General features: G+C 39.1%; 15 protein-coding genes. 6 read left to right on the top strand and 9 right to left on the bottom strand.

Annotation, left to right across the window (positions count from 1 at the left end; translation table 11 throughout):
• Positions 1 to 5 precede the first annotated feature (5 nt).
• On the bottom strand, positions 6 to 3,107 hold the full coding sequence (locus OQX63_RS09590) for a SusC/RagA family TonB-linked outer membrane protein (protein ID WP_265850649.1): 3,102 nt from the start codon (positions 3,105 to 3,107) through the stop codon (positions 6 to 8).
• A gap of 236 nt (positions 3,108 to 3,343) precedes the next feature.
• Between OQX63_RS09590 and OQX63_RS09585 the strand changes: the two genes are divergently transcribed.
• Positions 3,344 to 4,090, top strand: a complete 747-nt coding sequence (locus OQX63_RS09585; RefSeq protein ID WP_090501596.1) for a DeoR/GlpR family DNA-binding transcription regulator — start codon at positions 3,344 to 3,346, stop codon at positions 4,088 to 4,090.
• 33 nt (positions 4,091 to 4,123) lie between these two features.
• On the opposite strand, the gene OQX63_RS09580 is transcribed toward OQX63_RS09585, so the two are convergent.
• The 3 genes from OQX63_RS09580 to OQX63_RS09570 form a co-directional block, all read right to left on the bottom strand.
• Positions 4,124 to 5,419, bottom strand: coding sequence for a RagB/SusD family nutrient uptake outer membrane protein (locus OQX63_RS09580; RefSeq protein WP_265850648.1), 1,296 nt, complete (start codon positions 5,417 to 5,419; stop codon positions 4,124 to 4,126).
• Between the two features lie 17 nt (positions 5,420 to 5,436).
• A complete protein-coding gene (locus OQX63_RS09575) occupies positions 5,437 to 8,571 on the bottom strand; it encodes a SusC/RagA family TonB-linked outer membrane protein (RefSeq protein ID WP_265850647.1) in 3,135 nt (1,044 codons plus the stop codon).
• Positions 8,572 to 8,677: 106 nt separating this feature from the next.
• Complete coding sequence (locus tag OQX63_RS09570; protein ID WP_265850646.1) at positions 8,678 to 9,874, bottom strand: anhydro-N-acetylmuramic acid kinase; 1,197 nt, start codon at positions 9,872 to 9,874, stop codon at positions 8,678 to 8,680.
• Positions 9,875 to 10,023: 149 nt separating this feature from the next.
• Here OQX63_RS09570 and nagB point away from each other — a divergent pair, with 149 nt between their 5' ends.
• From nagB to OQX63_RS09555, 3 genes are all read left to right on the top strand, one after another.
• A complete protein-coding gene (gene nagB, locus OQX63_RS09565; RefSeq protein ID WP_265850645.1) occupies positions 10,024 to 11,949 on the top strand; it encodes a glucosamine-6-phosphate deaminase in 1,926 nt (641 codons plus the stop codon).
• A gap of 336 nt (positions 11,950 to 12,285) precedes the next feature.
• The gene (locus tag OQX63_RS09560) at positions 12,286 to 13,446 is read left to right on the top strand and encodes an acyltransferase family protein (RefSeq protein ID WP_265850644.1); all 1,161 of its coding nucleotides are present in this window, start codon (positions 12,286 to 12,288) and stop codon (positions 13,444 to 13,446) included.
• Positions 13,447 to 13,485: 39 nt separating this feature from the next.
• Entirely contained in the window at positions 13,486 to 14,505 is a 1,020-nt protein-coding gene (locus OQX63_RS09555; protein ID WP_265850643.1) for a LacI family DNA-binding transcriptional regulator, read from the top strand.
• 5 nt (positions 14,506 to 14,510) lie between these two features.
• Here the strand turns inward: OQX63_RS09555 and OQX63_RS09550 are convergent, their stop codons facing one another.
• Entirely contained in the window at positions 14,511 to 16,055 is a 1,545-nt protein-coding gene (locus tag OQX63_RS09550) for a glycoside hydrolase family 10 protein (protein ID WP_265850642.1), read from the bottom strand.
• A 205-nt stretch (positions 16,056 to 16,260) separates the two neighbouring features.
• Here OQX63_RS09550 and OQX63_RS09545 point away from each other — a divergent pair, with 205 nt between their 5' ends.
• Positions 16,261 to 17,163: a coiled-coil domain-containing protein gene (locus OQX63_RS09545; protein WP_265850641.1), complete on the top strand. Its 903-nt coding sequence runs from the start codon at positions 16,261 to 16,263 to the stop codon at positions 17,161 to 17,163.
• 42 nt (positions 17,164 to 17,205) lie between these two features.
• Here OQX63_RS09545 and OQX63_RS09540 read toward each other — a convergent pair whose 3' ends face one another.
• The 4 genes from OQX63_RS09540 to OQX63_RS09525 form a co-directional block, all read right to left on the bottom strand.
• On the bottom strand, positions 17,206 to 20,931 hold the full coding sequence (locus OQX63_RS09540; protein WP_265850640.1) for a sensor histidine kinase: 3,726 nt from the start codon (positions 20,929 to 20,931) through the stop codon (positions 17,206 to 17,208).
• Positions 20,932 to 21,025: 94 nt separating this feature from the next.
• Positions 21,026 to 21,907 (bottom strand): ACP S-malonyltransferase, encoded by an 882-nt coding sequence (fabD, locus tag OQX63_RS09535; protein ID WP_265850639.1) that lies wholly within the window; start codon positions 21,905 to 21,907, stop codon positions 21,026 to 21,028.
• A 130-nt stretch (positions 21,908 to 22,037) separates the two neighbouring features.
• Positions 22,038 to 22,673: a GTP cyclohydrolase I FolE gene (gene folE / locus OQX63_RS09530; RefSeq protein ID WP_265850638.1), complete on the bottom strand. Its 636-nt coding sequence runs from the start codon at positions 22,671 to 22,673 to the stop codon at positions 22,038 to 22,040.
• 12 nt (positions 22,674 to 22,685) lie between these two features.
• On the bottom strand, positions 22,686 to 23,096 hold the full coding sequence (locus OQX63_RS09525; protein WP_090501570.1) for a 6-pyruvoyl trahydropterin synthase family protein: 411 nt from the start codon (positions 23,094 to 23,096) through the stop codon (positions 22,686 to 22,688).
• A 102-nt stretch (positions 23,097 to 23,198) separates the two neighbouring features.
• Between OQX63_RS09525 and mqnB the strand changes: the two genes are divergently transcribed.
• Positions 23,199 to 23,822, top strand: coding sequence for a futalosine hydrolase (gene mqnB, locus OQX63_RS09520; RefSeq protein ID WP_265850637.1), 624 nt, complete (start codon positions 23,199 to 23,201; stop codon positions 23,820 to 23,822).
• Positions 23,823 to 23,830 lie beyond the last annotated feature (8 nt).

Raw genomic sequence — 23,830 nt, 5'->3', positions numbered from 1 at the left:
CCTTATTATAAGCCAATTTTAACACCAAAGTTTAATCCTATTGGTACCGGAAAATTACCGTAATCTATTCCTGCAGAACCAGAACCGCCAACCGCTGCTGTATTTCCGTTAACAACCGGATCTAATCCAGAGTAATTGGTAATCAAAAATAAATCGGTACCGGTTACAAAAATACTGGCACTTCTAAAGAAATTTTGTTTGCTAAAAACAGTTTGAGGTAATCTGTATTGTAAGGTTACATCCTTCAACCTGATCCAGTTAATATCCTTTTCAATAAAAAGCTCTTCACTCAAACTTGTATAGTAAGTATTCTGATAAAATGGAGTAACAGCAATATTATTGATTGTAGGATTTGCACTGTTCTCTTTACCATCCTGGATAACCCCGGTTACAATTCTAGGCGTTAACCTATCCAATGTCATAGTGCTTAAACCTCTTTGTGTAAGATAACTCTGCGTAGCGTTAAGCACATCGCCACCTTTTCTAATATCCAATAAGAATGATAATGCAAAGTTTTTATAGGTAAAAGTATTGGTAATACCGATTGAGAAATCTGGCTGTCTGTCATATCCCTTTCCTGGTCCTTGAATAACCACTGACGACCTAACCGGCAATCCAGATACCGGGTTAATCAAGATATCTCCCCTATCATTCCTCAAATAGAAGGTTCCGGTTAGCGATCTTGTTGAATAACCTGGTGTTGTACCATTTCTAATGGTGCCATATACATTGGTATCAGAAACATAAGATTCAGGAAGTTCATTTGGCAAACTTAAAACCCTCGCCCTTGCACTTTCGAAGTTTACCAGGGCATTCCAGCTAAAATCTTTCGTTTTAATCGGTGTTCCACGCAGCGTTACTTCAATACCTTCACTTCTGGTTTTAGCGCCATTTAAATTGAATAATATATATCCGGTAGCGTAACTACCCCTAATATCGTTAACAATCTGATCGGAGGTTTCTTTGCGGTAGGTCGTAAAATCTAATCCCAATCTATCTTTAAAGAAAGCCAATTCTGTTCCAACTTCATAAGAACTTGCAAATTCAGGTCTTAGGGCTAAGTTTGGTCCTGTAAAACCATAACCAAATCCACCACCAACGGTAGCTTTACTTTCCAATGAGGGAACATAGCTATAAGGTCTGGCATCTTTACCCACATTGGCAAATGCAGCCCTCAACTTACCTGAGGTAAATACTGTACTTAAGGCTTCTTTAAAAGCCGGAACTTCTGTAAATACAAAACTACCAGACACAGAAGGATAAAAGAACGAATTTGCTCCGATAGGAATAGTTGATGTCCAGTCATTCCTGCCTGTAGCGGTGATGTAGAGATAATCTTTGTAATTTAAAGTCGCACGGCCAAACAAACTGAATAATCTTCTTTGCGAAATGGACGATTTTGCATTCCTCAGCGTTGTAGTGGTATTATTGATAGAAATAAAGTTTGGATCTAAAAAGCCTTCACCGTATTGCGCATCAATATTAGATCTTAAATCTTGTATGGCATTACCTAATGTCGCATCAATAGATAAATCAGAGGTTATTTTCTGTTTGGTTAAATTCAGTAAGTTCTGAATGTTAACATTTCTGGTATTGTCATTGGCAACATCCAGAATACCCTGTTTATTAAATCCCCTTGAGCTTTCAGGATGACTCAACAGTAAGTTTTTGTTTGAATATACGTCGAAACCGATATTGGATTTTAAATTAAGCCATTTAACCGGTGTAATGGTAAAGCCAAAGTTAGAAGTTATCCTATTTTGGATAGAATTAATTTTGTTCTTATTTACGTTAAAATAAGGATTTTCAATTTCAGATGTTAAATCCGTAGCGGTTGTAAATCTTCTTCTTGTACCGGCAGCAGTAAGATAATTTCTCGCATCATCTTCCTGTGGCCATAAAAGCAATCCAATTAGCGGACCACCAGATCCTTTAAAAGGCTGATTATTTAAGGCATAAGTATAGGTCATGGATAAATCAACTTTCATCCAATCATTTAACTTGCCATTTGTAGACCCATTTAAGGTAAACCGATCATAATTAGAGTTGGGTACAACACCATTTTGTGCTGTATAAGATGTAGAAATCCTATAGCTCATGTCCTGGCCCCCACCATCAAAAGATAGATTATGCTTTTGAGTAAGTGCAGTCTGAAAGAAGCCGTCAATATTATCGTACAAAACAGTGCCAGGCGCATAAGCAGGTCCAAAATATTGTAGCGTTCCCGGTCCAGAAACACCATTTGTGCCTAAGCCATAAACACCTTGTATTTCAGGTTTAGCACGGGTTTTTTCTAAGCGAAAGCTATTGCTATAGTTAATTGATCCTTTACCCGATTTGCCGCGCTTGGTAGTAATTACAATGGCGCCATTTGCTGCGTCAATTCCGTATAATGCCGCAGCCTCAGGCCCTTTTAACACCACAAGGCTCTCAATATCTTCAGGATTGATATCAGCTGCCCGGTTGGTAAAATCGACTCCTCTGTTAGAAAATGCTGTAGTTGAACTGTTATCAGAATAAAATGCACTTGTATTTAGCGTCTTATTATCAATAGGCAAACCATCTACCACAAATAATGGCTGGTTACTTCCACTGATAGAACTTACCCCCCTAATGGTAATAGATGAAGATGCACCCGGAACACCAGATGAACTTGTGACTTCAACACCTGCAATACGTCCTTGCAGGGCATTAACAAAATTCTCACGTTGGGTATCGGCCAAATCCTGACCTTTCACTTGTTGTTGAGCAGTTCCCAACGCTTTTCTGGAAACTTGTTGTCCTAAAGCCGTCACCACGACTTCATTAAGGGAATTGACGTTACCCTGAAGTACTACATTTAAAGAAGTACTATTTCCTACTGTTCTTTCAACTGTAGCATAACCAATGTAAGTAAAAACAAGTACATCTGTTTTTAAGGCTTTGATGGAATAATTTCCATCTGCACTGGTTTGTGCTACCACAGTACTCCCTTTCACACGGATAGAAACACCGGGAATAGGCCCGTCGGCCGACGTCACCTTACCGGTAACGGTTATTTGTTGCGCAAAGGCATGGGCCAGCAACAAAAACGTACCAATAAAAATTAGTAGTAATTTTTTTTTCATAAACTGCCTGTTAAGGAAATGATTGATTTGTTAGTTTTAGTTAGTTGTAGTTGTTTGCCAAAACACGCATAATAACGCATTTTAATGCTAATATCATAAATGTTTTGGAATAAAAAAACAATTTAACAAACTATTTTCCAGCAACTAACAACATTAAACCGCATCAACACGCAAAAACGCGCAACACATAGAAAATCTAAAAATCTTTTATACTTTCGCTTAAACCAAACATCACTATGCTGAAAAAAGAACGCCACGACTTCATCATGCGACAGATTAATTTGCACAACCGTGTATTAACGTCGGATCTGGTGCAGTTGCTCAATGTCTCGGAAGATACCATTAGAAGAGATTTACAGGAACTTGTTGACGAAAACCTACTCTATAAGGTGCACGGAGGTGCTTTATCCAAATCATACCACAGTTCTTTTGATGACAGCACGGTATATGCGCGCGACAGTAAAATTGCCATCGGCAAAAAAGCTGTTCGGCTAATAAAGGATGGCATGGTGATTTTAACAGGTGGCGGAACTACGATTTTGGAGTTTGTAAAGCTGCTACCTCAGGGTTTATCAGCAACTTTTTTTACCATTAGTCCGCTGGTGGCAGTAGAATTGGCAAAATACAATAATATTGAAGTGATTTTGATCGGCGGCTTATTTTCTAAAAACTCGCAGGTCACTTACGGTGGACAAGTAATTACTCAGCTATCGGAAATTAAAGCCGATTTATGCCTGATGGGAACCAGCGCCATCCACCCTGATGAAGGTTTAACGGATACTTACTGGGAAATCAATCAACTTAAAAAGGCCATGTTAGCCTGTGCAAAAAAAACAGCTGTGCTTTGCATCTCAGAGAAATTGGATATTGCTTTAAGACTAAGGGTTTGCCCAATAGAAAGTATTAGTTATTTGATAACAGAGTTGGAAATCGGACATGAGTCTTTAACCAGTTACCGCGCCAAGGAACTGAATATTTTATAGAGAGTCCCGATAAAACAGGACTCTCTATGTCTGCTAAAAAGTTGGATCAGCAGGGGTATTGGTATTATTATCGCGTTCCTGAAATGGATAAGGAAAAAAATTCCGTTTACGATCGGTTAGCGGCTGGTTAAACCTTCTCATATCTTCAATTTTTAAGCCTGAGGCATACAGTTCAATTGAACGGTGTTTATAAATCAGATCCAGTAATTGTTGTTGCGTATAAGGGCCAACTAATGGCGGCAATGCTGCGGCCACCCCGAAAAGGTCTGACGTTTTGGTTACCACCTTGTTCAACTCAATTAATGAACTGGTCAGGTCTGGCTGTCGCGCAAGTGCTTCAGCTTTGATTAAAATGATCTCACCTGGTAAGTAAATCGGAAAAGGGCTTGCAGTTGCCGCAGCAAAACCATTCATCCGTAAGGTTGCCGGCGATCCTGCCGTGAGGGTATAAAATGGAATCCTTTTATCTGCCCCATCAGGAACATTTGCTCCGGTAAGGCCTAAGTTCTCATTTAAAGGCTGAAAAACATTATTGGAAGAAATAATACTGAACAGAATATTCGGCGAAGTAGCATCAAATTTAAAAAAAGAAGCTTTTGTTAAATCCACTGCATTGGCTTCTGTTAAAGCAAGTGTATAGTTGCCCGAAAACAGTGCATACCTTGCTTTTAAAGCATGTATGGTATTTATAATATTTACATCTGCAGGTACATTGTTTAAAAAACTGGCAGAAATCGGATTTGCAGCAATAACAGTTAAAGCATTATCCAACACCGCAATAGCTTTATTAAAGCCTGCTGCACGTGTAATATAAGCTACATTTTTCCCTGTACCATCTGGTATTTTCTCCCAAAATTGCGCCATATTGCCAATGGCCAGCGCTTTAAATATGCTCGAATAAGCGATTAATCCGGCAGCGTAGCTTTTATCGCCCAAATTATTAGCATTGCTGATTACCAGATCTGCATCATAAACAATTTTATTGGCACTTGCCCAAAGATTAAACAAAATGGTATTTGTTCCATCAACAGCACTGCCCCCCGTACTTAACTGCAATTCGGGAATATTCCCTGAATTAAGCAGCCTGAATTCGTTGGTTACAAAGCCATTCGCAGCTATAGAACTGAACATTACGCCAGTTCTACTTAAAGTATAAACCCGTTGCAAACCGATAGCCACAGCGGTTAAGCCTTGTTGCGAACCTAAAGCCACGTCGGTTTTTGCTCTGGATGGGTCCTGATATTCTTTCGTGCAAGAAGCTAAGCACAACACTAACGAAAGGGTTAAACAGGTTATTTTTGTCGAAATATTATTTTTTAAAATTTTCATAAAAATTTCTTTAACGATTATAATTTAACTGACACACCTAAACTAAAAGTACGCGGAATAGGCACCGAACCGAAATCGATATTTCTTAAAATGGTCGATTGTCCGCCAGAATTTAACTCTGGATCATAACCTTTGTAATTGTCCCACGAAATCAGATTTCTTCCGCTCAGGGTTACGGTAAGGTCTCTTAAAAATTTCAGTTTACCCACATTATAGCTCAAAGAAATTTCCCTTAACTTAACAAAAGAGCCATCATCAATCCTCCACTCTTCAATGGCATAAACACCGGCAACATAACCCCTCGGCAATAATCCCATTTGTTCTTGCTCGGCTATTTTGCCACTTCCAACGCCCTGGCGGGTTCTCCAGTCTGCATTCCATACATCTCCTCCCTGTACAGCATCCAACTGCACATGTAAATTCAACCTTTTATAAGTAAAATCGTTTACAAACGACATATTATAATCTGGATTAGGATTACCGATTACTTTACGCAAAGTAGTTCCGGTTGGCATGCCGTTAGCATCACGTTGAGGGGTAAATGTGGTAGCAGAGTTTTGAATTCCTTTTTCTATCTGGGGAATGCCATTAGCATTTGTCAACAGACTACCATCTGGATTACGTGCAAAAAAAGTCCCATAAAAAACACCTATGGCTTCACCATTTATAATCGCCACAGGAGCACCCGGATTGGTACTAAACAATCTTAAACCACCTACATCAAGCGCCGTATTCCTGTTTCTGTTAAATATAACCGAGGTATTCCATTTAAAGTCTTTGGCCGAAACAGGCGTTCCGTTCAGCACCAGTTCTATCCCCTTATTCCTTAATGAACCTATATTATCCAATAAGCTTGAAAACCCGGTTGAAGGTGCCTGTACACTGGCAATTAACAAGTCACTCACTTTTTTATTGTACCAGTTAAACTGTAAGCCCAAGCGGTTTTTAAAGAAAGACAGATCGGTTCCCAATTCCAGTTCGCGCTGGCGCTCTGGTTTCACATTTTCGTTAGCAAGGGTTGCACTAGAGAATAAAGATGCCCTGCCTAAAAAAGATTGTGTAGCATAAGCATTAATCCTATCGTAAGCGCCAATACCGGTTAAATTACCCGATTCACCATAAGCAGCCCTGATTTTGAAAGCATCCCACCAGCCAGAAACACCCAAGTTTTTCCAGTAATCGGCCGAAGAAAGCACATAACTTAAACTCCCTTTTAAATATTCCTGTGTGCGGTTAGCCGATCCGAAAACCGATGACTGATCTACCCTTAGCGCACCAGTAACAAAGAAATGATCTTTGTATTTAAAGTTTTGCTGAACATAACCTCCACTTACTGAAAGCTCGGTACGGCCGTCAATACTAGGCAATTGGGTTGCAGCTGCATTTACCGTTTCAATTAGAGGTGCCAAACCTCTTCCGTTTACCAACTGATACCTGGTTTTTTCATACTGGAATGAATAACCTACCTGTGTTGTTGATGAAATCAGATCAGACAATTTAGCCTGATAGGTTGCATTAAATTCATTGTTAAACTGAAAAGCATTATTGGTAGCTGCACTGGCATAGCCATTCAAAGTACCATCCAGCGCCGCACCTCCGCCAAAAAAATCAGGATTTACATTATATGCAAAAGGAGGAATATAAGTTGAGCCGCTCTGGCCCGAATTATCAACACCTAATGTAAAATCTAAAGTCAGATTTTTAACCGGGTACAATTTTAAATTGGCATTGGCAATAATGCGGTTGGTTTCCTGTCGCTGTTTGATGTCTTCAATTACTGAAACCGGATTAACCCGGCCACGTTCGCCAACTGCCAATAAATTACCATTTACATCTCTTGCAAAAATATCATGGAAATTACCGATAATGGTAACCGAATTCATTGGAGAAAAGAACGAATTCCCATCAGGTTTTTCATTCGCAGCACTGCGGATATAGTTTAAACCTGCGCTCAATTTTGCCCACTCCGTAATTTTCTGATCGACGTTTGCCCTGAAATTATAACGGGTAAAATCGGTATTTTTAATAATCCCCTGGTTGCTGAAATAAGCTGCAGAAGTATAATACTTTGTATTATCATTACCTCCTGATACAGATATGGTATTATCAGTACCCGTGGCCGACTGGAAAATATAGTCTTGATAATTATACCGGGTAACAGGCGTGGTATTGGTGAGCAGCACTGCCGGATCACCTGCTGTTTGTATCACATCCTGGGTAAAAGTGTTAACTGAACCACCAAACTTAACCGGCGATTGGTTTACCTCAATCTGTTTACGTAAATGGCTTAACGTTAAACTGGTGCTAAAATTCACCTGAGCTGCACCACTTACTCCTTTTTTGGTAAAAATCTGGATAACACCTGAGTTTGCCCTCGAACCATAAATGGCCGCTGCAGCTGCTCCATTCAGCACTTCAATACGCTCAATATCGGCGGGGTTAATATCAACCATTCTATTCTGACCAATACTCCCCACAAAGTTTCCACCATCGTAATTAGATGACGTATTGGTAACCCGTGTGGTAGAATTATTTACAATTACACCATCAATAATGTAAAGCGGTTCTGATGAAGAGTTAACAGAGCTGATTCCTCTTAAACGGACAGATAATCCACCAGCAGGATCGCCTGAGTTCTGACTGATCTGTGCACCTGCAGTTTTGCCCTGCAGTGATGAAAGTACGTTTCCGCTGGGTGCTTTGTTAAGGTCATCACCTTTAACGGTGCTTACATAACTTCCCAGTTCTTTTCTGGTGGTTCCCTGCGATGTACCCGTAACAATTACTTCATCAAGGCCTACAGCATCGGCACTTAAGGATGTACTCAACTGAACCTGATCGTTGCCACCAAGATCAACCGCCTGGATTTTACTCTTGTAACCTACGTAAGAAAACTGGATCTGGTATTTGCCGGGGGCTAAATCTACTGCAAAAGTATAACCGCCGTTAGCATTGGTACTGGTTACTAAATTTGTACTAAGGATCTTAACTACAACGCCTGGGATGGCTCCATTATTTCCGGCATCGGTAATCTTACCACTTATGGTATATCGCTTGTTTTGCGCCTGGGCCGCCTCTTTAAACAGCAGCAGAAATGGGATCAACAAAATTGCGAAGAATCCCGGTGACCATTTTAGGTAACTTTTTTCCATAAAATTTGGTTTTGTTAGAAGATTAGTGTTAAAAGCAAATTTAACAAAATACCACACAAAGCAAATTTTTTAGCCGCTGTAAGCAGATTTACAAAATGGTACTTGCCTAAGCTGGCAAACTGATTTTACCCATGCAAACCGATGGAACGCCTTGCCGGTTACCAAAATTAATCGGCTCACCACACAACGTTTCATTGGCCAAAACAGCAAATAAAACAGCTTCTTTTGCATCGGGATTAATATTTAAATCTTCAGTAGTCAGGAATTTGCAAAAATGCAATTGTGTTTGAAGAAGCTGAACAAGTAAAGGGTTATGCATCCCGCCACCACTCATAAATACCTGCACTTTGGCATCCTGCCCAAAACAACGTTTTATCGCGTTGGCAATGGTCTCTGCAGAAAAATGGCACAGGGTGGCCATGACGTCCTCTTTGCTTAGATTAGTTGTTGAAGATCGTTCTTGTGCCCTTAATAAATATCCCAGGTTAAATAATTCAGGGCCTGTGGTTTTAGGAAAATCCAGTGTGAGGAAATCACAGTCAAGTAATGCCGCCAATAGTTTGGAATTTAAATGACCACTTAGCCCAACAGTTGCATTTTTATCATAGAATTGATTAAAATGTTGTTGCATGTACTGGTCCATTAAGGTATTACCCGGTCCAACATCTGTTGAAAAAATTTCGCTGGCATCTGTACTCCCTGGCAAGTAAGTGAAATTTGCTATTCCCCCAATATTCAACATTACCCGGTCTTCTCCCGCTTTAGAAAACATCAAATAATCTCCATATACGGCAAGAGGCGCACCCTCACCTCCCGCAGCCAGATGTTTCTGCCTAAAATCAGAAAGGGTAATAATCCCGGTCTTAATGGCTATGTGGTCTCCATCGCCAATCTGGAGTGTGCCATTTGGATAATCGGCCAATTGGTGCAAAGATTTTGGCGCATGAAAAATGGTTTGTCCGTGGCTGGCAATAAAATCGATATCCTCGTTTTTATAACCCCATTCTTCTAAAGCTTCATTAATCAATTGAGCATGGATGTCTGCAATATGCTCGTTCATCAGGCAAACCAATTGTAAATCAACTTCCTTTTTAGAAAATATGGCTTTTATTTTAGCCCTGAAATCGATTGTATAATCGCCGGTTTTAAATTTTAAAACCCTGATATCAGTTTCTATGCCACTTTTCTTAACCGCACAGAGGGCAATATCCAGTCCATCCATAGAAGTTCCACTCATCAATCCAATAATCAACCGTTCTGACTTGCCTGCTTTGGAATATAAGTTTTGGATTTGCCTGTTCATATTAATTTATCTTAAAAAATTAAGCGTTTGTTTGCCCCTTTTAGTGAATTTTATGTAAATACTTGCAATAAATGTAAATAACCTTTGTTAGAAATTGGGCATAACTCTCTATATTTACTGCTCCGTACATTAAAATCCATATAAAAAAAATGGCTAGATTAAATCTACTGGAGGAGACACGTTTCGAGAAATTACCCGTAAGCGTGTTCGAAAATCCAAAAATTGCTTCAATTAATGTGGCACATCGCATTGCCGAGCTCATTAAATCAAAACAAGCAAACAACGCACCTGCAGTACTGGGCTTAGCAACAGGTGTTACCCCAATTGCAGTTTACGCCGAACTGGTTAGGCTGCACAAAGAAGAGGGCTTAAGTTTTAAAAACGTAATTACTTTTAACCTGGATGAGTATTATCCAATGGCGCCAACTGCGGCGCAGAGTTATGTTACGTTTATGAACGAAAACCTTTTCAATCATATCGATATTGACAAAAAAAATGTCCACATCCCTGATGGTACGCTTGCACTAGAGGATATTCCAGCTTTCTGCGTGGAGTATGAAAAGAAAATTGGCGACCTCGGTGGTCTTGACATCCAGATTTTAGGAATTGGCCGTACCGGTCACATCGGGTTTAACGAACCGGGCTCTGCACCAAATTCGGGTACCCGTTTAGTTACTTTAGATGATTTGACACGCCGTGATGCGGCACGCGATTTCGGTGGAAAAACTTTTGTACCAACAAAGGCCATTACCATGGGTATCGGTACAATTTTCAAAGCAAGAGAAATAATATTAATGGCCTGGAGCCGTAAAAAAGCTTCAATTATTAAAAAAGCTGTTGAAGGTGAAATTTCAGGCGAGGTTCCGGCAACATACCTTCAGCTTTCTGATCATGTAGAATTTATCCTTGATGCGCCTGCGGCTTCAGAACTTACCCGTTTTGATACGCCATGGCTGGTTAAAGATTGTATTTGGACAGATGCCCTGATCCGCAAGGCAGTGATCTGGTTGGCCAATACATTAAAAAAACCAATCTTAAAATTAACGGAAGACGATTACAACAACAACGGTATGGCGCAACTGGCCACTGAAAAAGGACCGGTTTACAACATCAACATCCATATCTTTAATAAGTTACAACATACCATAACAGGCTGGCCGGGTGGCAAACCAAATGCAGATGATTCTCAACGTCCGGAAAGGGCAGAACCAGCACAGAAAAATATTATTATCTTCTCCCCTCACCCAGATGATGATGTGATTTCCATGGGCGGTACTTTTTTACGTTTGGTTGATCAGGGACATAATGTACATGTAGCTTACCAAACCTCGGGCAATACTGCAGTATGGGATGACGATGCCCTTCGTTTTGTGGAATTTAACGTAGATTTTACAGAGAAAATGGGCATGGATAATACGCACTTAAAAGATCTTTATGATAAAATGAGAGCCTTTATTGAGCAGAAAAAACCAAACCAGATTGATACACCTGAGATCCAAACGGTTAAAGGACTGATCAGAAAAGGCGAAGCGATTGCCGGCGCAAGATATTGCGGTTTAGCGGATGACCATATCCATTTCCAGGCACTTCCTTTCTATGAAAGTGGTAAAGTTCAGAAAAACCCGGTTACAGATGCCGATATAGAGCTTACAATTGCCCTATTGCAGCAAGTAAAACCTCAACAGGTTTATGCTGCCGGCGATTTTGAAGATCCACACGGCACACATATTGTTTGTTTCAAGATCATCTTGGAAGCATTAAAACGCTTACGTAAAACTGAAGCCTGGGCACAAGATTGCTGGTTATGGATGTACCGCGGCGCATGGCACGAATTTGAAACTTATGAAATCGAAATGGCGGTGCCAATTTCTCCGCAAGAACTGGAACGCAAGAGAAATGCGATCTTTAAACACCAAAGTCAGAAAGACAGAGCTGTTTTCCCCGGTGATGACTCTAGAGAGTTTTGGCAACGGGCTGAAGACCGTAACCGTGATACAGCGAAAGCTTATGACGAGCTTGGACTTGCTGAATACGAAGCGATGGAAGCTTTTGTTCGCTGGAAATTTGAAGACTAGCTTAAAATATACTCGAATCCTGCTTTGTTAGCGCAAAGCAGGATTTTTTTGCCTTCCCGAAGTATCCTCCGCAGTCTTAAAGGCCAGTTTCCATAGACTTCCGTAGTTCCGTGTTTCTGAGCTTCCGTGGCAAAAAATAAATATCTCCCCCAAAACTGTCATGCTGAGCGCAGCGAAGCATCTATTAACGAAGAACCACTACCATATAAAACCAACCTGGTAAAAGATCCTTCACGTTGTTCAGGATGACAAATCATTTTCTCCAAACTTCGTAAGTAATTTCTCATTCTAAAAACAATAGTCTAAATTAGTTTGCTCAACCCAAACCAGCTCATCATGACCGAACCTAAACAACGCTTGCTATCTCTGGATTTTTTTAGAGGATTAACCGTAGCAGCGATGATCTTAGTAAATAATCCCGGCGATTGGGGGCATATTTATGCACCTTTGGAGCATGCAGAATGGAACGGCTGCACGCCTACCGACTTGATTTTTCCATTCTTTTTATGGATTGTTGGCGTTTCTATAGCTTTTGCGATGAGTAGCAGTAAAGCAGATCCCTCTACACATCAAAAAACAATCATTAAAGCCATTAAACGTGGCATTATACTTTATTTACTGGGCTTCTTTCTGGCTATTTTTGGGAAAATAATCAGTGCATTAACAACTGATAGCACCATTATAGAAGCTTTTCAAACTGTAAGGTTATTAGGCGTTTTACAAAGAATAGGTATCGTTTTCATCATTAGCAGCATCATTTTCGTTAAGTTTTCTAACAAAACCATATTTAAAACATTAATTGTAATACTCGCCGTTTACTGGGCACTAATGAGCTTTGTCCCGGTTCCCGGAGTTGGATATCCCAATATGGAAAAGGAAACCAATTTAGCGGCCTGGATAGATCGCGGCATTTTAACAGAAGCACATACCTGGGCTTCATCAAAAACCTGGGACCCTGAAGGCGTTTTAAGCACATTACCAGCAATTGGGACCTGTTTATTTGGCATCCTGGTTGGCGTTTGGATGCGCAGAAAAGATGTAGACAACCCGACCAAGGTAGCGTGGTTATTTACCACAGGCATTTCAGCAGTTATTTTAGGCTTACTCTGGGACCTGCAGTTCCCGATTAACAAATCCTTATGGACCAGCTCCTATGTGTTATATGCAGGTGGCCTGGCGGCTATCGGATTAGCACTCTGCTACTGGATCATTGATGTGCAGGGCTACAAAAAATTTACCACTCCTTTTGTTGTATATGGTGTAAATGCCATTACAGTTTTCTTTCTGGCAGGGTTAATGCCAAGAGTGTTAAACCTCATTCAGGTTACCAAAGCAGACGGCACCAAAACAGGACTCCTGGTTCTCTTCTATGAAACCTGTTATACGCCCTTTTTTAGTCCAATAAATGCATCACTGGTTTGGGCCATCACCTATGTACTTGGTTTTTATGTATTATTATATTTTATGTACAAAAAAAACATTATCATTAAGGTTTAGTAAAAAAACGCTATAATTGATTGTCACTCTCCAATTCAATTGAAAAAGAAAACTACCATATACGACATTGCCAAGGCGCTCGACATTACAGTATCAACTGTTTCCAGGGCACTCAGTGGCTTTCCGGCAATAAGCGATACGACTAGAAAGGCTGTTGTTGAAATGGCTAAAAAATTAAATTATAGCCCAAATAAACTTGCGTCAGCATTAAAATCTGGAAAAACCCATATCATTGGCGTAATTGTGCCCAGCGTACAGGCACATTTTTTTGCATCTATTATCCATTGTATAGAAGATGGCCTGAAAGATAGCGGTTACCGAGTGATTATTTATCAATCCAATGAATCAGTTGAGAATGAAATTAATGGTGTAAGAACCTTATTGGAAGCACAGGTAGATGGCATCATGGCTTCAATGTCTTTAGAAACAAAAGACATTTCGCATTTTTCAGAAATTATTAAGCAAAATAAGCCCCTGATATTATTTGACCGTGTAAATACAGATTTAAAAGTCCCGACCATTACACTCGATGATTTTAAGGCCGGTTATATTGCAACAAAACACTTGATCGATCAGGGTTACCAAAAAATTGCATTTGTAACCACGGTTCACCAGATTAAAATATTTAACGATCGGCTAGAAGGATACAAAGCAGCTTTAGCAGATCATGGCCTTCCGATAATAGAAGACCATCTAATTTTTGGCGGTTTATCCATTAAAGATGGCCGATTTGGTGCAGGCAAATTAATGCGCAGCAGTAATAAACCTGATGCAATTATTGCCGGCGATGATTTTACAGCATTAGGCGTAATTAAAAAGTTAAAAGAAATAAACGAAACACCACCTAAAATAGGTGTAATTGGTTTTGCGAACGAAGCCTTCTCTGCATACATTACGCCCAACCTTTCCACTATTGATCAGCATGCCTCACAAATGGGACAAGAGTGCGCTAAAATGTTCTTGAAAATGATTAATCAGGAAAGCCCATACGCCAACATGGAACACATTGTACTTGATCCGGGGGTCGTAGAAAGAGATTCGACAAATAAAAGCAGTTGAAATCTTTATTCCTTTGCTAAAGGAACTTCAACACCAACCGGCCCACTAGGCTCACTTTCATTTTTTAACCGATCCAATGCCGTTACAAGATAGCTGTACCGTTTTCCACTTTCTACACTGGTATCAATGAATGAGAGATAATCTTCAAAGCTTATCTTCACAATGTTCTTTGGGTCAAGTATCGAAATTTTATCTCCTTCATTAAATCTGTAAACTACAAATCCTGAAGCTGTTTCTCCATCCTTAGCCTTCAATGGAAGCTGCCATTTTAAATGTACGCCATCTTTTAATGCATCAGCTGTTAATGCCTGAGGCTCATTAGGCGGTACTTCATCCAGCCATGGCATCTGTGGTGGCAAAGCAGGGTATTTGTAAAGATCGTTTTTTAACGAATCGCCAACTGCTTTAGCAACCGTACTTAATGATTTGGAACTAAAAAACACACTGCCCTGAATCCTGTTGTTATCTCTGAGGTATCTAATCTGTTTGGGTATCTCGCTCAGGTTTTTCCAGGCGGCTTCAGCCCTCGAGTTTACCAGGTAGGCACCCTGCCCGATGTAAACATGTCTGCCAAAGTTATTATTGCTCCACCAATCAACCAAAACACCATATGGCGCTACTCTTCTGGTAAACGTAAAATAAATCTGGGGGTTAATATAATCTACCCAGCCTTCTCTAACCCATTTACGGCTATCGGCAAAAAGTTCTGCATAATTAGATAGCCCACTGGTTGCAGAACCTTCAGGATCTTCATTTTTATTTTTCCAGATACCAAAAGGACTGATACCAAATTTAACCCATTTTTTATAGTGGTGAATGCTATCGTCAAGCTGCTTGATAAGCAGATCGACATTATTGCGCCTCCAATCTCTTATGTCTGAAAAATTATTAGGGTATTTGCTAAAAGTATTATTATCATTAATGGTTTGCCCTTCTAATTTATAAGGATAAAAATAATCGTCGAAGTGGATTCCATCAACATCATAGCCTTTTACCACATCTAAAATTACCTGAACGATATATTCCCTAACCTCGGGAATGCCCGGATCAAACTGCTTTTTACCACCATAGGTAAAAAACCAATCAGGATGTTTACGATAAGCATGGTTTTCGCTTAATACGGTCGAACTGCTCATGCTGGCTCTATATGGGTTAAACCAGGCATGTAGTTCCATTCCCCTGAAATGGGCTTCTTTGATGGCAAAAGCCAGAGGATCGTAGCCAGGTGCCGGCGCCAAACCCTGCCTGCCCATTAACCATTGGCTCCATGGCTCTCTGGATTTTGCGTAAAATGCATCGGCTGCAGGCCTAACCTGCAAAATAATGGCATTCATGCCCTGGCTTTTATGCCTTTCTAAAATACCGATCAACTCTTGCTTTTGCTGATCAATGCTTAAACCCGGCCTTGATGGCCAATCTATATTGGTAACAGTAGCTACCCAAACACCTCTAAACTCCCTTTTTGGTGCAATTTTTGATAAAGGTTGTGCATTTAATATATAAGGTACTACAGTTAGCAATAAAAGTGCGTATAGGAAGTTTTTAAGCATTATTTCTTGTCTTATTTTTTATTCAGGTTGTGTGTTTGTGTAGATTTGAATACAAATCGAACATCAGCAAGTAAACGATTTTTTTTAAAAACTCTTATAAGTTTATTAAAAAATTTAATTTACGCCCTGCTAAAATTAATTGTGTACCCCATTTACCTATGGAGAACAAAAGTATATTAATTTATAGAAGATACATTGTTATTAAATGGAACCACAAAAGATTAATAAGGGTGATAGAAACAAAATTTACTTCCTGGTCATCGTTATTGCCGCTTTGATTGGCACAAATGCCTATTTGATTTTTAAAGATCGAAAGCAAAGCGACAGATCTGTTACCGTTAGTGCGGAGAAAGATAAACTACGGCTTGAAGTAGAAAAGATTGAGGTTGAACTGGATAAGGTCAATGCACTGAACCTGGATTTAAATGAGAAACTTGTTGAAGAACAGAAGGTTGCCCGTACAAAAATCGAAGAGCTAAAGCAGGCTTTAGAGAAAAACCAGATTACCCAGGCCGAAATCGATAAAGCCAATGCAAAGATCAATGAACTGAAAACATTTGTAAAAAACTACAATGATCAGATTATTCAACTACAGAAAGACAATATTTTTCTAAAAAACAGCCGCGATAGTTTACAGAATACACTTAGAAATATAACTAATAAGGCCTCGAATTTGGAGAGCGAAAACTCCAATTTAAACGCGAAAGTGAAAACGGCCGCAGCCTTAAAGCTGCAATCGGCAGAAATTATTGCTTTCAGAACAAAATCAAGCGGCAAAAAAGTCGAAGTAACGAAATCATCAACTGCCGAAAAGTTAAGCGTACGGTTTAACATTGTGCCAAATCAGTTAGCAGAAAAAGGACATCATAACATTTATCTTCGGGTATTCGATCCGGCGGGAAACCTGCTTGCTAATGAGGGAAACCATTTCGAGGCTGACGGACAGGATATGCAGTTCAGCCATTCTATTTTTATTGATTACAATAATGATGACAGCACCTATGTTATCGATTGGGTAAACCCTAAGCCATTTATAAAGGGCATATATACCGTAATTTTATATGCTGATGGCAATACCATGGGCAAGGCACAAGTGGAGTTGAGGTAATGCCCATCATCTGATTAACCCATCTAACCCTTATTTTTAATTTTAAGCAAGCGGAAAGTTCAGGTAGAACGTTGTTCCCAAACCGCTTATTGAGGTAAATTTAACTGCCCCCCCAGCATTTTCTACAGCCTGCTTAACAAAAGCTAAACCTAAACCTGTACCTGATGTTTTTGTAGTGAAATTAGGCACGAATATTTTGTCTTGCAGTGCAGGCGGTATACCTTTTCCATTATCTTTTATTTCTATATATGCACTCTTCACATCAGCATACACAATAATGGTAATGCAACATAACGATTCCTCGTCTATAGCTTCTATCGCATTTTTAAGCAGGTTATTAAATGTCCTTAACAGCTGATCATGGTCTGCCAGGATGGTGATCTCCTTCTCACTTTTGTTCAGTACATCAATGGTCACATTTTCACTGCTTTTAAACACTTCTCTTGCCTGCTCAATAATTGGAAGTAAAGAAAGTCGTTCCAGATTGGTATCGGGCATTTTGGCGAAATTAGAAAACTCGGAAGCAATTTTCGAAAGACTATCAATCTGTTCGATAAATGATTTGCTGAACTTATTAAACTTCAGTTCGAAATTAGGATCTTTCTCTTTCCAAGATTTTTCCAATAACTGAACGCCTAACTTTAAAGGCGTTAGCGGATTCTTGATTTCGTGAGCCACTTGTTTGGCCATTTCGCGCCAGGCGCTCTCCCGTTCAGATCTGGCCAGTTTTATTGCACTCTCTTCCAGGGCAGCAATCATATGATTGTATTCCCTGATTAAAGAGCCGATCTCATCATGTCTACGCCATACAATAGGTTCATTCTTTTGCCCTATTTTAGTTTTACTAATACTTTCCTGAATAAAAGTTAAGGGGTTGGTAATCTGATTGGCCAAAAATACAGCCAATACCCCTACAGCCACAAATACCAGTGCGTAAAGATTTATCAGGTTACTTACAAAAAGTGCAAGTTTATCGCTATACTCCTCTTCGTTAGAATAGTTAGGCAAACCAATATAAGCAATTGTTTTGTTCTGCGCATTTCTGATAGGGGCATAAGCAGCAGCATAAATTAAACTCCCAATATTCTCTTTAAGGTTGATATATTCTGAGCGGTGTAAGCCATCTAATGAAAAGAAAGCTTTGGGACCCATTTTTTTTCCTATAATTTTGTAATTGTAGAGCTTTGGATAGGTCGTCATGATCAGGTTGCCACTCAGGTCATATAAATTTAAATCAGCATTATTGATATCGGCAAAATTGTTAAAATCTGCTGCCGCATTCTCATCATTTTCAATAATGCCATTCCTGAAAACCTGCTTTTCAAAATTCTGCTGTACTTTCCTTATTTTATCTTTTAATATCGCATCTTGCTGTCCGCGGTACTCGTAGTTCATATAATAATAAGTTCCCCAACCTACAATAACCAGCGTGGCCACTACCACTAATACAATAGATACCTGAATCCTCGTTTTATATAGAATCTTATTGGCATTGATCATTAAAGACCTATTGATACTGAACCAGCCCACGGTATCATCATCAAGGTTTTTGATCAACCATATCAAACCATAAAGCAATAGGGAGAAAATGATAAATATTAGAAAGAAAAAAGATAGCGCGGCCAGGCGCTCTATATAACCTACTTTTTCTTTACTAATCACAACCATTTTACTATTAGAAGGCTTGTAAATTAAATGGCTATAATGAAGTTCATCATCGTTACTGGTTATGAAATCATCTTTTTTACCTTTAAACATGCTTCCATTTAAAGGATAGGTATAATTTCCAGACTGATTAAGCAGTTCGTTATTATTATAAAAAGCGATAGAATAACCCTTAAAATCTTCGTCTTTGATCAATTTCTGATCACCCAGAAGATCGGGTAGCCGATTGTTATAATTATATGGCTTAGAACGGAGTTCGAGCACCAATGTACCGAGTATACTGCCCTTGCCTACCACCGAAATGATCCCAAAGTAATCCTGATAACCGAATGTATTGTTTACCTGATAAAAAAAGTTAGATCCATCTATTTTAACCGAGCCTGCTTCTACCAGATTTTTATATTTACTAATCGGTGGTGTATCAGCATTTTCTATCGCTTCGCCCATATTATCATAGGGATAAATCTGATAATCGTATCGGCTTAAATAGCCATCCAAATAATCCTTGATATGGTTTTTGAGCACCGCATAACTACCTTTCCGGTTTTGACTAAAATAGCTTGTCAGAAATCTATCTTTAACAATTTCATCGCCTAAAGCACCTAAGGCAACAATCGCATTCGGATCTTCTGATGATTGTACTTTTCTTGCTAAAGGTTCGCGCAAACTTCTTTCTTTAATATCTTTATACTTGGTGTACTTAATAGAAGTATTAAAAGCCAAACAGAAAAATACGATGGCGAACATGCCGATTGAAAAATTCTTTTCTTTTAAATAAACAGCCCTCCCTACTATAAATAATACCAGTGCAAAAACGATAAAAAAAGCATTAAAATCAACCATCAATTTGTATACAAAAACGCCTGCAAAACCGATTAAGAAAATAATTACCCGCTCTTTATTGCTTACATTTAATTGATTGCTTACTGTTGCAGAGACGACAGTTACCAGGTAAATCTGGAACCAGGCCAAACATAAAATTACAATACCTACCCAACTGGTTCCGCTAAGCTTAAGGATATTAATGATATCAAAATTAATTTTTGAGTTAAAGATCAATCCGAAAAAGATATCATCTGTATCCCAAACAATGCGACCAATCAACACCAATAATCCAGCTTGAATAACAATACCGATTATTTTACTCCGCTTAATCCATTCCGGAAACTTATATTGTTCCTTATGGTTATACATAAACAAGAGTAACCAGGTAAGTGCAATTACGTTTAACAGAAAATCGCCTAAAGAAGGCATCAGAAAATTATCTGCATATATCCTCGGATCAAACAGATCTAAGCTAAACCTATGGTTAAACCAACCATAGTACAAGTCTGTTAGCCTAAACGCCAGAAAGAAAAACAACAGCAAAAAAGTACCCCAGGCAATGTGTCCGCGCCTGGCAATAAACGAACTTAAAGAGTTAAAAAACATGCAGATGCACAACATGCCAGCCACAAACAACCACAACTGCGTACCCGAATAATGGGTTTCTGCATACCCAGGTTTTACTTTTAGCCCGAATAAAAACTTATTTTCGAGGTTTTTTATAACATAAACGTCTTTATCTGTAAAAGAGGCAAAGGTTAGTATTTTTGTTTTGGATAAAATAGGATCAATATCATTCTTAAAGTACTTTGTTTCTTTAAAAGGATATTGGGATTGAATGGAGATTAGGAAAACAAGACTGAAATTGCCCTGTGTACTTTTAATTACCTCGTACCAGCCGTTATAAAAGAACAGCACAGAACTACCTTCCTTTATGGTACTCGGATCTATTTCAGAAACCTTGTAAGTACTCCAAAACTTAAGCTGGTTATTTTGAAAGGTTAATAGGTTTATCCCATTGCTCTCGCGATAGGAGGTAATAAAATCGATGGCATCTTTAGGATTTAGATGAAAATGTTTGGCTTTGGCCACCTCCTGCTTATTGGCCAAAAATGTTTGAACGGTTTTTTCTTTGAGCAAAACGTTCTGTTGGATTTCCGCTGCATCGTGTTCTAACAGTTCACTTTTAGTGGTAAACCTGCTTAAAGAAATAGAAGTTGCAATAAGGCAACAGCCCAAAACAAGCAATAGAAATCTAATTTTTATGCCAAAGCTCATTTTCATCTACGGATAAAGATATTAAATATTGATAAAAAACAACGCCATAAACTTCGAGTTTATGGCGTTGGCAATAATATTCTATTTGAGTAAATTACACTATAGCAGCACTGCTTGTCTGTACCTCGCGACTTACTTTTTTAACCAATCCCTGTAACACATTGCCCGGACCAACCTCTACAAATTCAGTTGCGCCATCGGCAAGCATGTTGCCTACCGTCTGTGTCCAACGCACAGCACCGGTTAATTGTTTAATTAAATTGGCTTTTATTTCAGCTGGATCTGTATATGGCTTAGCATCAACATTTTGATAAACAGGACAAATTGGCGATGCAATATTGGTGGCTTCAATAGCAGCCTGTAATTCGATTTTTGCAGGCTCCATTAAAGGGGAGTGAAATGCACCACCTACGTTTAATTTCAATGCTCTTTTTGCGCCAGCTTCTGTTAATTTGGCGCAAGCCAGATCAATCCCTTCTATACTTCCCGAAATAACCAATTGCCCAGGGCAGTTGTAATTTGCAGGTACCACTACGGCATCAATTTCTGCACAGATTTTTTCAACCACATCATCAGCTAGCCCTAAAATAGCCGCCATGGTTGATGGTTGTGCTTCACATGCCTTTTGCATGGCATTTGCACGAGCAATAACCAGCCTTAATCCATCTTCAAAACTTAATGCGTTCGCCGCTACTAAAGCCGAAAACTCACCTAAAGAATGGCCTGCAACCATATCAGGTTTAAAATTATCTCCCAAAACTTTTGCTAATATAACCGAATGCAAAAAAATGGCTGGTTGGGTTACATTGGTTTGTTTCAGTTCTTCATCTGTTCCGCTAAACATAATATCGCTAATGCGGAAACCGATAATTTCATTGGCTTGTTCAAATAATGCTGCAGCTTTTGGGTTTTCGTAAAGATCTTTACCCATGCCTACAAACTGTGCTCCCTGTCCGGGAAAAATATATGCTTTCATTATAATTAGTTTGGCGTATCGTGTTTGGCGTTTAGCGTTTTTATCTAGATGCCTATCTTGATACTTTCTACTTAATACTATTTTACCAGAAACTTCTTCTTCCTACTTGATACTAAATACTCGATACCAATTAGTCTAAACTCGCGGTAATTAACCTCAAAAACTCCGCTCTTGTTTTATCGTTACTTAAAAAAGTTCCTGTAAAGGCTGACGTTGTGGTTACCGAGTTTTGTTTTTGCACACCACGCATAGACATGCATAAGTGCCTGCATTCTATCACTACTGCAACACCCATTGGACTCAGGGTATTTTGGATACAATCCCTAATTTCGTTTGTTAAACGTTCCTGTACCTGTAAACGGCGCGCAAAAGCATCAACTACACGGGGAATTTTACTTAAACCCACAATATGTCCATTAGGAATATAAGCAATATGTGCTTTGCCAAAAAATGGTAGCATGTGGTGCTCGCACATCGAATATACTTCAATATCTTTAACTACTACCATTTGGCTGTAATCCTCTTCAAACATGGCCGACTTAAGGATTTCATCAGGTTTTAGATCGTAGCCATGTGTTAAATATTGCAATGCTTTAGCCACACGTTCAGGTGTTTTTAGTAACCCTTCGCGCGCTGGATTTTCACCCAACTGACCAAGAATATCTTTATAATGTGCCGCTACAGCTTCAATTTTATCCTCGTTGTAACGGTCTATTTTTACATAACCATCTCTCGATTCGCCTTTTAATACGTCTTTATTGCTCATTAATTTAGATTTTTAACCAAAGTATTCAACAAAATTATTTTCGGTTTCGTAGATTTTTACACAGTGTAAAATCGCACCGCTCTCTGCAATCGGAGCCCAAAGTTGTTTCCAGATTTCGATGGCCAGGTTTTCGGTAGAAGCCAGTTTGCCTTTCATAAAATCTACATCAAGATTTAAATTTTTATGATCAACCTTATCCACCACATAGTCATTCATTACGTCTTTAAGCCATTTCAAATCAACCAGAAAACCTGTTTCCGGATTTACTTCGCCTTTAACGGTAACGTATAACCAATAGTTATGGCCATGCCAGTTGGGGTTGGCACATTTACCATAAACTTCATTATTTTTATCATCATCCCAATCGGTACGCGCCAATTTATGCGCCGCATTAAATGATGCTTTTCTCGTTATGTAAATCATTACTATAAAATAAAATGCAAATATACGGATAAAGGTTTAAGCTTAAAGACTAAAGACCATAGCTAAAAGAAATCCTTATATATAATCTGCTAACTTTACAATATGAAAACTTTAGTTGTTGCGGCTACAAAAGCCGAACTTACCTTCTTTTATCAGCACTTTAATTTACCTGACAGTGATTTTGTAGAAAGTAAAAATTTCGACCTGCTGATTACCGGAGTTGGAATGGTAGCAACAGCTTTTGCACTAGGCAAACACCTTTCATCTAAATATAACCTCGTGTTAAATTTAGGGATCGCCGGCAGCTTCAATCGGGATATGGCCTTAGGTACTGTACTAAATATTACTGAAGATACTTTTGCCGAAATGGGGGCCGAAAATGGAGCCGAATTTTTGAGCATAAATGATTTAGGTTTTGGAGAGAGCCATTATACCCCAACAACATCCCAGGGTGTTAACCTGCCCATAGCAAAGGGCATTACCGTAAACTGTGTAACGGGAAGCGAGAAAAGCATCAAAAATTTAATCAGCAGGTTAAATCCAACCACCGAAAGCATGGAAGGCGCTGCTGTTTTTTATGCCTGCAAACAGCTAAACATAGCTAGTTTACAGATTAGAAGTATCTCTAATTATGTAGAACCTAGAAATAAAGACAATTGGAAAATTGGCCTTGCCATTAAAAACTTAAACGATTGGGCCATCGACTTTATTGGAGAAATGAACTGATTATGACC

This window comes from Pedobacter sp. PF22-3 (assembly GCF_026239555.1).
Lineage (GTDB): Bacteria > Bacteroidota > Bacteroidia > Sphingobacteriales > Sphingobacteriaceae > Pedobacter.
Note: the sequence above shows the minus strand (reverse complement) of the source record. Positions and strands in the feature narration are given on the sequence as shown.

Excerpts from the sequence above, each read along its gene's own strand:
- OQX63_RS09590 (WP_265850649.1), bottom strand. The coding sequence starts at position 3,107 with ATGAAAAAAAAATTACTACTAATTTTTATTGGTACGTTTTTGTTGCTG.
- OQX63_RS09585 (WP_090501596.1), top strand. The coding sequence starts at position 3,344 with ATGCTGAAAAAAGAACGCCACGACTTCATCATGCGACAGATTAATTTG.
- OQX63_RS09580 (WP_265850648.1), bottom strand. The coding sequence starts at position 5,419 with ATGAAAATTTTAAAAAATAATATTTCGACAAAAATAACCTGTTTAACC.
- OQX63_RS09575 (WP_265850647.1), bottom strand. The coding sequence starts at position 8,571 with ATGGAAAAAAGTTACCTAAAATGGTCACCGGGATTCTTCGCAATTTTG.
- OQX63_RS09570 (WP_265850646.1), bottom strand. The coding sequence starts at position 9,874 with ATGAACAGGCAAATCCAAAACTTATATTCCAAAGCAGGCAAGTCAGAA.
- nagB (WP_265850645.1), top strand. The coding sequence starts at position 10,024 with ATGGCTAGATTAAATCTACTGGAGGAGACACGTTTCGAGAAATTACCC.
- OQX63_RS09560 (WP_265850644.1), top strand. The coding sequence starts at position 12,286 with ATGACCGAACCTAAACAACGCTTGCTATCTCTGGATTTTTTTAGAGGA.
- OQX63_RS09550 (WP_265850642.1), bottom strand. The coding sequence starts at position 16,055 with ATGCTTAAAAACTTCCTATACGCACTTTTATTGCTAACTGTAGTACCT.
- OQX63_RS09545 (WP_265850641.1), top strand. The coding sequence starts at position 16,261 with ATGGAACCACAAAAGATTAATAAGGGTGATAGAAACAAAATTTACTTC.
- OQX63_RS09540 (WP_265850640.1), bottom strand. The coding sequence starts at position 20,931 with ATGAGCTTTGGCATAAAAATTAGATTTCTATTGCTTGTTTTGGGCTGT.
- fabD (WP_265850639.1), bottom strand. The coding sequence starts at position 21,907 with ATGAAAGCATATATTTTTCCCGGACAGGGAGCACAGTTTGTAGGCATG.
- folE (WP_265850638.1), bottom strand. The coding sequence starts at position 22,673 with ATGAGCAATAAAGACGTATTAAAAGGCGAATCGAGAGATGGTTATGTA.
- OQX63_RS09525 (WP_090501570.1), bottom strand. The coding sequence starts at position 23,096 with ATGATTTACATAACGAGAAAAGCATCATTTAATGCGGCGCATAAATTG.
- mqnB (WP_265850637.1), top strand. The coding sequence starts at position 23,199 with ATGAAAACTTTAGTTGTTGCGGCTACAAAAGCCGAACTTACCTTCTTT.